This is a genomic window from Kitasatospora sp. NPDC008115 (assembly GCF_042957205.1).
In the GTDB taxonomy this organism is placed as follows: domain Bacteria; phylum Actinomycetota; class Actinomycetes; order Streptomycetales; family Streptomycetaceae; genus Kitasatospora.
The window spans coordinates 1-13,245 of record NZ_JBIBHU010000043.1 but is presented as its reverse complement, the minus strand read 5'-3'; the positions used below and the strand labels follow the sequence as shown (position 1 = coordinate 13,245).

The 13,245-nt window shown below is 71.8% G+C and carries 11 protein-coding genes; 3 read left to right on the top strand and 8 right to left on the bottom strand.

Annotated elements, in window-relative coordinates; all coding sequences use genetic code 11:
• Positions 1–751 precede the first annotated feature (751 nt).
• The 6 genes from ACFZBX_RS34805 to ACFZBX_RS34780 form a co-directional block, all read right to left on the bottom strand.
• Positions 752–1,189, bottom strand: coding sequence for a hypothetical protein (locus tag ACFZBX_RS34805; RefSeq protein WP_391537812.1), 438 nt, complete (start codon positions 1,187–1,189; stop codon positions 752–754).
• Between the two features lie 575 nt (positions 1,190–1,764).
• Positions 1,765–2,925 (bottom strand): ATP-dependent endonuclease, encoded by a 1,161-nt coding sequence (locus ACFZBX_RS34800; RefSeq protein WP_391537811.1) that lies wholly within the window; start codon positions 2,923–2,925, stop codon positions 1,765–1,767.
• The gene (locus ACFZBX_RS34795; protein WP_391537810.1) at positions 2,831–3,304 is read right to left on the bottom strand and encodes a hypothetical protein; all 474 of its coding nucleotides are present in this window, start codon (positions 3,302–3,304) and stop codon (positions 2,831–2,833) included. The genes ACFZBX_RS34800 and ACFZBX_RS34795 overlap by 95 nt, the downstream gene beginning before the upstream one ends.
• A 1,245-nt stretch (positions 3,305–4,549) precedes the next feature.
• Positions 4,550–5,638, bottom strand: a complete 1,089-nt coding sequence (locus ACFZBX_RS34790) for a hypothetical protein (protein WP_391537809.1) — start codon at positions 5,636–5,638, stop codon at positions 4,550–4,552.
• 105 nt (positions 5,639–5,743) lie between these two features.
• A complete protein-coding gene (locus tag ACFZBX_RS34785) occupies positions 5,744–6,076 on the bottom strand; it encodes a helicase associated domain-containing protein (protein WP_391537808.1) in 333 nt (110 codons plus the stop codon).
• 147 nt (positions 6,077–6,223) lie between these two features.
• Entirely contained in the window at positions 6,224–6,961 is a 738-nt protein-coding gene (locus tag ACFZBX_RS34780; RefSeq protein WP_391537807.1) for a hypothetical protein, read from the bottom strand.
• 763 nt (positions 6,962–7,724) lie between these two features.
• On the opposite strand from ACFZBX_RS34780, the gene ACFZBX_RS34775 reads away from it, so the two are divergent.
• Both ACFZBX_RS34775 and ACFZBX_RS34770 read left to right on the top strand, forming a co-directional pair.
• The gene (locus ACFZBX_RS34775; RefSeq protein WP_391537806.1) at positions 7,725–8,669 is read left to right on the top strand and encodes an RNA-binding protein; all 945 of its coding nucleotides are present in this window, start codon (positions 7,725–7,727) and stop codon (positions 8,667–8,669) included.
• A gap of 1,324 nt (positions 8,670–9,993) precedes the next feature.
• The gene (locus ACFZBX_RS34770) at positions 9,994–10,548 is read left to right on the top strand and encodes a GNAT family N-acetyltransferase (protein WP_391537805.1); all 555 of its coding nucleotides are present in this window, start codon (positions 9,994–9,996) and stop codon (positions 10,546–10,548) included.
• A gap of 299 nt (positions 10,549–10,847) precedes the next feature.
• Here the strand turns inward: ACFZBX_RS34770 and ACFZBX_RS34765 are convergent, their stop codons facing one another.
• Positions 10,848–11,903 carry a DUF4238 domain-containing protein gene (locus ACFZBX_RS34765; RefSeq protein WP_391537804.1) on the bottom strand — a complete coding sequence of 352 codons (1,056 nt, stop codon included), beginning with the start codon at positions 11,901–11,903 and terminating at the stop codon, positions 10,848–10,850.
• A 29-nt stretch (positions 11,904–11,932) separates the two neighbouring features.
• On the opposite strand from ACFZBX_RS34765, the gene ACFZBX_RS34760 reads away from it, so the two are divergent.
• Entirely contained in the window at positions 11,933–12,106 is a 174-nt protein-coding gene (locus tag ACFZBX_RS34760) for a hypothetical protein (RefSeq protein ID WP_391537803.1), read from the top strand.
• Positions 12,107–12,136: 30 nt separating this feature from the next.
• Here the strand turns inward: ACFZBX_RS34760 and ACFZBX_RS34755 are convergent, their stop codons facing one another.
• Entirely contained in the window at positions 12,137–12,820 is a 684-nt protein-coding gene (locus ACFZBX_RS34755) for a DUF402 domain-containing protein (protein WP_391537802.1), read from the bottom strand.
• Positions 12,821–13,245: the final 425 nt, after the last annotated feature.

Genomic DNA, 13,245 nt, shown 5'->3' with positions numbered 1-13,245 from the left:
ACACACGGCACGACCAGCAACGACCACCACCCAGCCACTGAAAACTGGCGGCACACCACCGCTGCAACCCACACGCCACCCATCAGAGAAGAAATCCAACCCAGGTACGCCGAAAAGGGCCCTACGGCCCTCGCCACCGACGCCGAGACCGCCAATCAAGGCCGCCCGGCAAACAGCGCGAACCATCAAGGACGGCAATTCCCGAAGCAGCACCCCCAAACCGAACACCGGGCCGGTCCGCTGCCGGGCACAGCGGGCCGAAAGCCAGGAGGCTCCCACGACGGCTGGGCAGGGCGCAGCGGACGACGGGCCGGATCACGGCCGGTAGCGTGCTTGCCGTGCCCTCCGAGAAGAACACGCCGGCCTGCCCCACGTGCGACCGGCCCCTGGCGGGGCTCGCCATGGCTCTCTTCGAGCGGGACGACGACGGCAGGCGCACATGCCGCGCTGTCTGGGGCTGCCCCCTGGGCCACGTCTGGTGGCAATGGGCAGACCGCCCCCATCTCCCTCTCGAGACCTGTCCCCGTCCCGACCTCTTCACCTGAAAACGGCCCCAGCAGAGGCGGACACAGCGACGGCCAGGAGCGGCCTGGGCCGGGCGCTACGGGACGGCCTGACGGCCGACCAGGGACAGCGGCCGGGGGCGCAGCAGCCAGCTCTCGGCCGGCCGGGACGCCCCCATACGCGTGGCTGCCAGCGGCCGCCGGGCCCCCACACCACCCACCCCGAACAAGCAGCTGCCAGGCTGGACCTACCTGCCAATGTCCTCGCTCATCAGCCGCTGCAGCCGATCTCTCAGGTCACCCGCACGGTCCTTCGCCTCCACCAGCGCGGCATGGTCAAGGGCATCGAACCCGTCCGCCATGTCACGGCCCCTGCTCAGCTCCCGAAACACGGCGTCCGCCGCCCCCACGACGTTCGCCGGCGCCACCACATGCAGACACTGCCGCACCGCCCCCAGACCATGGGCGGCGAACGCTTCCTGCGCAGCCTCGCCTCGCTCACCCAGGGGCAAGGTCCTCAGCACCTTCAACAGCGCCTGCCCGGTCTCCTCCAACGCGGTCAGGAACTCACCGTAGACACGCGTCCTCTGCTCCCTCGCCCACCGGCGGTCCTCCCAACGGGCCCTGCGCAGTTCCGCCAAGTGCGTCGCCACAGCCCCCAGACACACACCCACCAACGCGAACACCGGCGCGATCCAACCCCCCATGGCCGGACCGCTACCCGCCTTCCCCGCATCCGATACCCGACCGCGTACGCCGGGACAGCCAGACCTGCGGCCAGGCCCTCGGCGGCACGACCAGGTGTGGGCACCACCCGGGCCGCCACGACGCCGGCACTACCCGGGCGACCGGAACACCGCACCGGACCCTCGGCAGACCAGACCAGGACATCGCCGCGGCCAGGGGCGCAGCAGCCGGCTCTGGACCTGGACCTGGTCCAGGGCCAGGGCCAGGGCCAGGGCCAGGGTGCAGAAAGCGGGCGGCAGAGAACGGCCCGGTCCCACGGACCAGGCCGGGCGTACACAGCGGGCCTGACGGCCGACCAGGCCAGCCGGGCGCAGGAGAGCCGTGGCCGGACCCCGGCCGACTCCGGACCAGGCGCCCGCACGCCCCGGCCTCGGACGGCCGGCACACCCCCCGCTGGCACCAGCCGGACGTGGTCGACATCAAGCACGTCTACAACCTCGGCACCACCGAGACGGCCCCGCGCTCTCCCGCGCGGGGGAACGCGGAATCAAGGCCAAGCACGCCGAGCTCAGCCTCAGGCGGCGGTGGCCAGGTAGCTCTTGATCCGTTCACAGAAGCGGCGCAGGTCTTCGGAGGGGTTGTTGTGGTGGCCTTCTTCGAAGACGCGGGTGAGCCACCGGTTCTTCCTCACGGCCAGTTCAGGTACCCATCGTTCGAGTTCTCCGACCGGCACCGCGAAGATCCCGTGCTCGGCGAGCACGTCGAGGATCCTTTTGGTGGCCTGGTAGGCCAGCGCGCCGCTGAGTTGTGGGAGGCCGGCCTTCTTGAGCTGGGCCCAGCTGCTGGTGGCCTTGAGCATGCTGCTGATCTCGTCGACCTGTTGTGCGGTAATCAGGTCGCCGTCCTTCGGGTCTCCGAGAACCTTGAGAATCCGGTTCTTGGCTGCGGCGGCGGTGACGATGCTCTTCTCCTCTCGCATGTGGCGGTCGAGGATCTCGAATTCGGCCGTGATCCGTTCCCAGTCGCCGCCGACGCCCGTGAGGGCTGTTCTCAGGGTTTGTTTGTTGTTGAGAAGATCCAGATCAGCGATCACCGCGACGGGTATACCGCACCGCCGGAGTCTGGCCGCGGTGTCGGCGAGGCGGGTCTTGCCGCTGGTGTGGAGGAAGACCAGGTTGTCGTTGGGGCGGTCGTCCTTCTTGATCACGTCGAAGGTCGCGGCGTAGAACTGGCAGTCCGCCTCCGACTCTCCGAGCACCACGCCGTCGTGGAAGAGCCCGGTGATGATGTTGGAGTAGCGCAGGAGGGGAGTACGGAGGATGTCGACGACGTCTTCGGGGTCCAACTGGTTCGCACGGGGGCCTGCTGGAGTGCGGGTGAGCCGGACGAGGGCTACCGGCTTGGTGGTGGCTTCGAGGACGCCGCCGAGGAAGTCGGCGCTGTGCGTGGCGACGAACACCTGGCAGGGTGACGGTGTGCGCTCGGCGAGGATACGGCCCAGGAGTCTGGCCTGCGGTGGGTGAAGGAATGCCTCGGGCTCGTCGATGACGATGACGGGTGTGGGGCGCACGAGTGAGTGCAGGAGGAGGTTGACGAAGCTGCGGAATCCGTCGCCCTGCTCTACGACTCCGGGCAGGTTGTTATAGGCGCGGGTAGATCGGGTTCGGGGGCTGGGCGGACGTCTGGTCGTGGAGCCGATCGCCGGTCCACTGCGCAGACAGCAGGAGGGGCGCAATCTGTCCGTAGGTGCCGCTGTTCCAGCACGACGTCAACGTGTGCTCAGCGATCCCCGTCTCGTCTCCCGGGATGCTTCCACGGCCTTGCAGGGGATAGGCCGTCTGGCCGTCCGGCCGGACCCGCGGCACCAGCCCGACGCTGTGCAGGTACTGGAGCAGGTCCTCGGAAGTCCCTTCGCACTCAACATCCACACGACTCACCCACCGAGGCGTAGCGGGCGGTCCGGGGTAGTTGGCGAGGTGTCCGGCGAGGTCTTCCAGAAGTTTCGACTTGCCGCTGTTGTTGGGGCCGATGAACACCGTCATCCCATCGGCTGGAACGGAGACGACGGCGCCGTCGGCAAGGGTCACCTTGTCAACGCGGAACGAGAACACCATGGTTGATCCCCTGATCATGGTCCTGAGGGAGCGCCACCGTACCGCTGGACACCGACCGCCCGACAGGGACTGGCACCCACATGCTCGACACCTGCGTAGCTACCGCCCGGCAACGCATCCGCAACCTCGAGGCCGTCGCCGCCGGCCACCCGCTGGCCGCCTGGAAGCTGACGGGCGTGAAGGCCGGCGCGGCCCTGTCGGGCTTCTTGCCGAGCCTGCCCGGCCCGTACCCGGGCGCGCCGTGCGGACACCGCGGACAGGCGCACCGGAGCCGGGCTCGGCGAGCAGTTCACGGACACCGAGGCCGAGCTCCTCGCCGCCGGGCGCTCCCGGCGCCCCGGCGTGCGGCCTGTCGCCGGCAGCCGACCACCGCCTGTACCCGCACACCGCCACCCCCGCGCCCGCACCGAAAACCTCCTGCTACCCCGCCTACGGGCAGCCACCACCGACCTCGCACACCGTGCCGAACGGCTACACCCGCCCGACACCCCGCAGCGAGGGCGGCCGGCACGCAGCCGATGCCGGCGAAGGCGCGGTCGCAGCCACCGGCTGGGGAGAGCAGCAGCCACGGCCCGGCCGGCACCTTGCCGAGCCCGTCCTCCTGGCTCCTGGCCGCCCTGCCGGTCAGAACGCCGACGGTCACCCTGTCGATGTCCTCGAACCGCCGGGCACGCAACGCCGCTCCGTGTGCAGCACCGGCCTGGTTGTTCCAGGCGTCCAGGTAGGCGGTCAGGGCGTGGCGTAGGCGTCTGGCCGCCCCCACGACGGCACCCCTTCCCGGGGCACAGCGGGGACGGCTGCCGGGGCGGGAGCTGGAGGGCGGGCCCCGGCCCCGGCCGGCGGACCGCCCCACCCCAGCCACCCGCTTCCTCAAACCCCGGTCAGAACCACCCGCACCCCGGGAGCAGCAGCAACCGCGACGGGTGCCGGGTCGGGGCTGCGGGGCGGGATCCGTGCCCTGGCCAGGCCGGGCGGCGGTGCCAGCGGGGACGGGGATACCGGCGGCCCCGGACGGAGCGGCCGCACCCCGGGGCGCAGCAGGCGCTGACCACGCACAGGACGGGCGGCGGGCAGGGGCGGGTGCCGACCGGACGCACCTTGCGCCGCCCGCCCGGCAGCAGGAACTCGGTCTCGGTCGGCCGGCTCCCGGCCGGCGAGGGCCGGGTCGGTGTCGCGGACCCTGGTGCGGAACAGCTACTTCGCGGCGACCCGCTCCGGCCACGGATCGTGGGGCCGGGCCGGCTGCTAGCAGGCGGCCATCCACAGGGCCACCGGCAGCGGGACGGCGGGGTTGCGGGCGGCGTCCTCGGCGGTGCCGGGGTCACGGAGCAGGGCGGCCAGGGTCGCAGCGGGCAGCGCCGGGTGGCGAGCGGCGACCCGGCGGACTGTCGGGTCGGGGTCGTCGAGCAGGGCGAGGGCCGAGGCCGACGGCAGGCGCGGGTCATCGGCGGCGCGGGCCCGAACGTCGGGGTCGGGGTCGGCGGCGAGGCGGACGGCCAGCACGGGCGGCGCGGCGGGGTCGTCCAGGGCGAGCAGCCGGTAGCGGGGGCGGGGGTCGTCCGCGTGGCGGCGCAGGCCCTCGCGCGGGAAGTTGGGGTGGTTGCGGGGCCGGCCGGGGAAGGAGAAACTGCCGGACCACCAGCTCCACACGTCCAGCAGGGTCTCGGCGGGGGCGTCCGCACAGGACTCACTGAGGAACAGCCGCACCACCCGGTCCTCGTCCTGTCCGAGCCGGGCGGCGACGTCGGGGGGCAGCCGGGGCGCGCGGGCCACGCTGCGGCGGACCCACCGGTTCGGGTGGGCCGCCAACTGCCGCATCGCGTCCGGGTCATGGAACAGCGCGCCGACCCACCAGAGCCCGTACGTCCTGTCCTCCGCGGGGATCTCGGGGACGGTGTCGGCCAGCGCGGCGATCTCCGCGGGTGTTCGGGGCGCCACCGCGTCCGCACTGGGCGGGCGCTCCACCCCGACCGCAGCGCGCTTCCCGCGCGCGGCGAAGTCGTCCCGCATCTCGCGCAGGGCCCCGAGCAGGGCCCCGCTCGCCCCGCGCCCGGCGAGCGCGTCCAGCAGCCGATCCCACTGCCCGGGCGACAGCGCCCCGGACTCGGCCACCCGCCCCCACACCCCCTTGGACGGGTGCACGACCGCCGCGTCCAGCACCGGCGCGGGCAGCCCACGCCGGTGCAGGAAGTGCAGTTCGTCGCCCTCCAACAGGGCGAGCAGCACCTGTACGGGCGCGTCCGGCCGGTCCCCGAGCCCGGACCGCCACCGCCTGCGCAGCTGCGCCCCCGGCTCCACCCCCGCCAAGAACGCCTCCCACACCCCGTCACTCATCGGGCCAGCCTAGGCGGCTCGCCGCGTGGGCAGGGAGCTGGGCCGGTGCGGTCCGTGCGGGGGGCGTCGCCCTGGGCCGAGACAGCGGGATCGGTGCGGGGCGGGTCAGCCGGTGACGGTCTCGGCGTGCCGGGTGAGCGCGTCCAGGAGCGCGGTCTGCTGCTCGGTCAGCTTGCCCTCGGTGCAGGCCCCCGCCTGCTTGCGCAGCCAGGTGCCGGGCCGGAAGGCCGGGTCGTCGCCGAGGCCGGTGCGATTCGCCGGGCCGCCACGGGTGCCGCCTGCGGCGAGGTAGGCGAGCAGCCGGCGGTACGAGCTGTTCCAGTCCGGCTCCAGGCGCCACACCTCGTCCAGGCCGTCGAGCTTCGCGACCTGTACGCAGGTGAGGCCCGCGGCCATGCGCCGACGGCGCATCCACGCGCCCACCGACAGGTCCGCCACGGCTTCCTGGCGGTTCGCCGGCGCGAGAGGCCCGGCACCGGTGACGACCAGGGCGACCGGCGGATACCCGGGCGGGTGTGACCGGGCCAGGTCCGGCGCGTCGCTGACCTCGAAGCCCAGATCGCAGCTCCGGCAGGCTGATCCGCGCTACGCGGGGCGAAGAACGGGGTCGATCTCGGCCAGGACGTCGCGCAGCTGACGGGCCCCCCGGGCGACGCGGTCGTCAGCGTCCCGCAATATCTCCTCGCACAACTGCAGCGCTTTGCCCCGGTCCTCGGAGAAGATGCTGAACACGTCGACGATGGCAGTGTGGATCCAATCGCTGTGATTCGGATTGGCGACTGCCATCGCGGAGGCGACTATCGTCAGCCCGATCCTGTCCCTTCGCCGAAGCACGGCTTCCGCGGTCACCCGGGTGACGAAGGTGTCACCCGGATCAAGCACGAGCTCCAGCAGTGGCCCATGGGCCTCCTGCATGTCGGCGAAGCCCGCCAAGCCACGACCGGCATCCGCCCGGTCACGGTAGTCCTGGCTTCGCCCGAGCTCGCGGAGCGCCACGAAAGCAGCATGCCGCCGATCACTGTCCCCCTCCAGCAGAGTGCGCAGTCGCCTCACCTCAGCAATCAGGCGAGGCATGTCCTGTCGCGCGGAAGCGCTGAAATCGAGATCGGCATCCAGTTGCAAGTCCGGACCGACCTGGACCTGTTCTCCGTTGGTGAACCGACTGAGATAGATCTCATCGTCTTCCACAGCAGTGACTGGGGCGATCTGGATGCGGCTCGCCCCGACAGTCGCACCGCGAGTCGCCAGCACAGGAATCCACGCACCCATGGATGCGGCCGCGATGCGCACCTCCATGGAGTCGAGCTCTTCTTCAGTCGGCATGACCGGATCATCCACCCCGACCGGGCAAACCGTCCACGCGATGCCCAGCAAGCCAGACCTGCCATCTGATCAAGAGCGGTGAGGCCATGGGTCTCCGGCACCTGTGACCCCACCACAAGCTCGGCGTCGACCACGGTCCCGGCGGCCGTTCTCCGGGTGCGGAGCCGGCGGCGCGGACGCGGCCGGCGCACCGGGCCGCGGTGGCGTCGTACCCGCCACGGGCGCCCTCCCCGCCCGACGCGGGCCCCGCCCCGGCCCCGGACAACAACCCGTCCCCGCCGAACTCATCGACCTCTTCCTCGAACCCACCACCCCACCCACACTCCCCGCCCCGGCCCCACGTCCCGGCAACGGCGACGCCCCGGTCGGCGAGCCGGACGGGACCCGCATGCCCTGCGAGACGACGGCGCCGACCGCGACCGGCCGACCGGCGCCGACCCAAGCACCGCTCGGCACGGCGGCGTGCACCCCGACCAGGACGTCGGCAGGTAACAGAAAGCCCGAGCACCGACCGCAGGTGCCAGGTAGCACGCACCGAAGCGTCGGCAACCATCGTGCTCCACTCACGACTTCACACAGGTCGCGCATTACGGCTGGTGACAACCAGCGCGCTTCGGGTGCCACCCGACCACATCAGGTCCGCCCGACGGCCGAGAAGCGGCCCGGGTCAACGCCGAGGAAGCGGGTGCAGGGCGGCCGCTCACCTCTGCCCGCCCGGTGTCGGCCCGCCCGACCGCGTCGGGCAAGGGCCTAGGGTGTTCCGGTGCCTGAGACCCGAGTCCACCGCGTCACCAAGTACGACCCGGCCGACCGCGACGGGAACGGCTACTACGTCGGACCGCTGGACTCCGACTGCGACGAGGGGCCGGTCGAGGCCGCGTACCTGGCGACCGTCGCCGCGTTCGCGCGGGCGGCCGGGGTGGAGCGGCTGACCGTCCGTGACCCGGAGCTCTCCGGCACCGGCCACTTCGACGCCGACCCGGATCCGGCCGCCCACGACCTCGCCGGCCTGTTCGCCGAACCTGCCGACTTCCACGACGGCGCCGAGGTGGACCTCGCCACCGCGGTCGAGCTGGTCCGGGCGATGCTGCAAGGCGCCGGCGCGTGGTGCCGGCTGGAGGCGGCGGAAGGCTTCTTCGTGCACGTCGGCTGGGACCAGTACATGTACATCGGCACCGCCGGACCGACCCGCCCCGGAGTGGACCGCGCGCGGGAGCTGGGGCTGTTCCCGGAACCACTCACCGCCTCCCCGTACGCGCCCGAACCCGACGGAAGCGCACCGGAACCGCCGGCCGACGAGGCCTACTGGGCACGGCTGCGGCGCGCGGTCGCGGCGGGAGAGGCCCACCTGCTGGAGGAGCGCTTCGCCGCCAACACCGCGCGCTGGCACCGGCTCACCCCCGGCACCGTGGACGCCGTGCGCGACCGCCTCGCGCCGCGCTCCCGGCTGGCCGTCCGGCCGAACCCCTTCACCGCGGACCCGGACACCGTCCTCGGCACGCTCGACCCCGACTGCAGCCACTACATCCTGCGCGAGCACACCGACGGCCGGCTCGCCGCCTGCTGGATCGACCCGGAGGACCCGGAAGACACCGCCGCCCTCGCCGGCGTCCGCCGGCTCGCCGTCCTCTCCGACAACGCCTGCACCCTGCCCACCGCCGTCCTCCCCGACCCCGACGGCACCGTCCGCGTCCGCGGAAGCGGCTGACCTTCCACCGGGACCGCCCGGCCCGAGGCCCCCGGCGGCCGCCGAACAGGACGCCGCCGCGTCGTCCGGCCGCCGGGCACCGCAGTGGACATGCCGGTGGCCGGTACGCCCGCACCGCCGGGACCACTGCATGAACCCGGCACTACACACCGAGGGCAGCTGCACCCACAAAGACCGCATCATCCCGGCCGTGGTGAAAGGCCCGGCAGACAAACCCCTACGACTACGCGAGACCGTCAACCTCTGGAACTCACAACCGGACCCGCACGTGAACCACGACATCCACACCACGGGCCACTGAACAGACCGGCGCCCACCCCGACGGCACCCTGCCGCGCGCAGCTGCAACACCCCCGACCCCGCACGGGAGCAAGCCCCGACCCGCACAGGCCGCACGACACGACAGCACCCCACACGACACAGGACCCCGACAGGCTCCGGCACCGCCGCTCACGGGGCGCGGCCCTACACCGGGCAGAACTCGGCATGCCACACCCGAACCTCCCACCACGGATCGTCCGGGGCCGAGAGCAGGGCGGCCAACAGCTCGCGCCGGGCCGGAGCCGACAAGCACCAACGGCCCCAGCCCCTCCTCCTCCCGGTCACCGACGCACCGCGGGCACCCCAACCGGCCTCGGCCGGCCTTCCCGACCAACTCCAGCACCAAGCCCACCCGGCCGCCGATCGAACCCCGACACGACCAGCACGGCCGTAGCACCCCGTCTCCGACAACCTCATCGGCCTGTTCCTCGAACCCCTACCCCCCGGCCCCGCGTTCCGGAAGCGACGCCCCGGCGAGCGCGACGGAGTCCCACCGTGCCCCGACGCCCCCGAGGACAACCCCTTCCGGCCACCCGGCCCGGCCGGCGGACCCACACCACCCCCGACAGGAACAGCCCCGGCCCGGCGGGCGGCACCGGCACGGAGTCCCGCTCCACGCCGCAGCGGCCAGGCACCGAGCGCGGCAGCGGCAACGGCGGTACGGCGGCCCGTACCCGGGGCCGCCGCGCGGACAACGCGGACGGGCGCGGCGAGGTGTGCGCGGACGCCGAGGCCGAGTTCCTCGCCGCCGGGCGCTCGTCGGCGACCCGGCGTCCGTCCTGTCGCCGGCAGCCGACCGCCGGCTGTACTGGCACACCGCCGCCCCCTCGCCCGCGCCGAGAACCTCCTGTTGCCCCGCGTACGGGCCGCGACGCCGGCCTCGCCCAACGCGCCGGACGGCTACGCTCGCCGGCGATCAAAGCGCAGGACTCGTCACCTGACAGCCGGCGCTCTCCTGTACCGTCAGCCCGGCCGCGGTGACGGGTTGCGAATGGAGACGGGCATGTCGGGCATCTTCCCTGAGACGGTCATGCACACGAGCCGTCTGACGCTTCGTTCGTTCACCAATGGCGACATCGAGGACACCCGGGCTGCTTGCTCGGACGAGTTCACCCAGCGGTGGCTCCCTCTGCCCCGGCCCTATACCCATGAGGACGCGAAGGCCTGGTGCACCAAGGTCGCGCATGCCCTACGTGAGTCCGGCGACGGTATCCACTTCGCGATCGCCGACGCCTCCAGCGACCGGTTGATGGGCACCGTCGGGCTGAAGAAGACCGACTGGCGGGCGCGCGTGAGCGAGGTCGGCTACTGGGTGGCGCCCTGGGCGAGGGGGCGTGGGATCGCCGCCGAGGCCACCCGGGTGCTGGGAAGATGGATGCTGACGGACCAGGCCTTCCAGCGCATGGAACTTCGGGCCGCCACCGAGAACACCGCTTCCCAGAAAGTCGCACTCCGAGCCGGCCTGCACCGAGAAGGCATCCTGCGGAACGCCGGCTTCGTACATGCCGGCCGAGTCGACCTCGTCCTGTTCTCCCTTGTGCCGCAAGACCTCCTATAACTGGCCCTCGCACCGACCGGCCCGAACAGAGGCCGCCCGCGCGCCGCGCCTGCCCCCACCGCGGGCGGCCGGCACCAGCCGGCCGCGAGAAGATACGCCCGCCGCAGGCGCAGCAGGCCCTCAACGCCACCGCCCCGCCCAACCAACCACCAAGCCAGGGACAGGAAGGGGAAGGAGAAGGTTGTCAGGGTGGTGAGCCTCGCCTTGATGGCCACTCATCACTGCATTTGACCTGTGGGTTTTCCCGGCATTCAGGCGCGGCAGGCGGGTGGGTCGGTCGCTGATTGGTGCGCCGGTTCTCACCACCGGTTAGCGGACCGGTCGGGAGGCCGGTTGGCGGCCGGACGACCAACCTCCCAACCTCTACCTCCTAAAGTTCCGGCCGCCCCGGTTGAGGTAGCTGCGGACGAAGTCGTCCTGGCGGCTGTTGGGCCGAAGGTAGACACGCTGCTGCGCTGCCTCGATCTGCAACCGGTTGAGGAAGCCGACCACCTCCGCCGCTGCAATACCCATACCGTTGCGGGGCGTTCTGCCGACCAGAAGGTGCCTCGGTCCGAAGGGCAGGACGATGGCGGTGGAGTCGCCGATCGCAACGTGAAGGCGGTTCTGTCGCTACTCTGCTGGATCGCCAGAGCCGGAGTGTCGCCCAGGAGAAACTCACCGGCGGCGGGAACCAGGATCTCCAATCCGGCTCCGCTGATCATCTCCTTCGCCTTGGCGAAGGTGTCCTCGATCCGCGCCCTGAAGTCCGCACCGTTCTCGAAGTTGTCGAGGTGTGGGCGCAGGATCTGGTCAGCTGCCGCAGCCAGGCCCTGCGGTCCGGCGAGGTGGAGTCCACTGCGCTGAAGTACCGCAAGGCGCAGGAGGTCGGACTTGGCAGTGAGTAGAGAGGTGCGGTGCTCAGCGTAGACCTTGGTGAAGATGCGGTTGTGAACCTTGCGGTAGTTCAGCGAGCGGACCAGATGCAGGGCGATGAGGTCCTTCAGGGTCTGCACGTGTTGGTCGTGCTGGAAGACGTCGCCTCGTTCTACCGCGCGCGCAGCGGGGGGTATCCGTGTCTCAAGCCGGCCCCACACTTGTTCCAGGGAGGCGGAAGCGAAGCGTGCAAAGTTGTCAACCTTCCCGCACTCGCGCAGGCCCGCCAGCTTGTGCAGCCGGTCGGGGTGGTTCAGGTCGAAGGGAACGAGCTTGAGCCCCGCGCTGCCGAATGGCACGGCGAAGCGTTTGAGCAGCACCTTGGAGATCACGTGCTGGCCGACCACGTGGCGGTAGTCGGCCTGAGGCCGGAGTTCCTCGATCCGGGCGTCAATATGCTGCGCCGCTGCCAGCCACTGATCCGGCGATCTCTCGTTCATCCGCCCAGTGTGGCAACCAGGCCCACCAGATGAGCGGATTTCCATGCTGGCGGCCTGCCGCCCGGCTGGAGGAGGCCGAGCGGCAGGCTGCCCACGCGGTGTGGGCGGACCCCTACTGGTCGGGACTCTCCGGGGAGGACCGGGTGACCGCCCGCAGCCGGCTCCACCACACCAGCGAACCGGCGCAGCCCGCGGCCGCATAGACCAGCACCAGGGCAGCCGCGCCGTCGCGCTCACGCCCGGTAGGGCGTCGTCGAGGGGGTCGCTTCGTCGGCGCCGGGCGGCAGCATCGGCAGCGGCCAGGCGGGGTCCGGTGCCCAGGTGGGCCAGCCGGCGGCGAACGGCCCGCCCTGGCCGTCCAGCATGCCGATCGCCCGGCCGCGGGCCCGCTCAAGCTGACGGGCCGTGTAGTCGTCGACCACCCCGAGGCGGCGCAGCTGCGCGTACTCCTCCTCGTCCTTCCAGTGGTGTCCGGACAGGTCGGGGGTGACGACCAGGTCGAGGGCGAGGTCCATGGTGTCGATGCCGAAGCCGCGGCGCTGGTAGGGGCGCTCGAAGTTGACGTACCAGCGCAGCGGCTCCCTTGTGGTCGCGTCCTGGAAGCAGTGGACGGAGAACCACTCGCCGGCCAGGAAGTGGGAGCGCACCTCGGTGTGCTGCCAGCGGTGGGGGCCGAGCCTCCAGGTGCCGGCCGCCAGATCGGCCAGGCCCTGCTTGCGGGCGGTGTCGTCGCCGGTGGCGAGCGAGGTGATCCAGGTCCTCGGGGCCAGGCTCTCGATCCCCGGCCAGTAGGCCAGGGTCAGCACGTGTCCGGTGTCCTCGACGACCCGCTTCGGCATGGCGGTCCACACCCTGCCGGCATGGACATCGCGGCACACCACCGGGGTGCCCGGCTGGAACAGATTAGTATCGGTCACGGCGGCAGTGTTCCCAACCGCCAGGCCGGGGAGTCCACTCGAAAGAGTGACCCGCCAGGCCTCCAGGCGGCCGTTGCCCGGAACCGGGAGCATGCCGGCCCAGGTCCGGCACCGGCCGGGACTCGGGAGGACTGCAGCGCAGCGACTGGGCGCTGGGCGAGATCGCCGCCGGGCCCGCCTGAACAAGCCGAGTGCCTGCAAAGCAGCCGGAACCGCTGCCGGGCCCAGTCGTCGAAATCGTGCTCGCCCTGCACCCGGGCGATCGCCGCAGAGGCTGACTCAGACGAGTGGGGGGGGGGGGGGGGTTGGGACGCCCCCCCCCCCCCCCCCCCCAAAACGCCCCCCCCCCCCGGCACCCACCTCGCCCAAAAAAATGCGGAGGTTAAGGGAAAGTTTTTAAGAATAAACGCCGAACACAAAGGGGT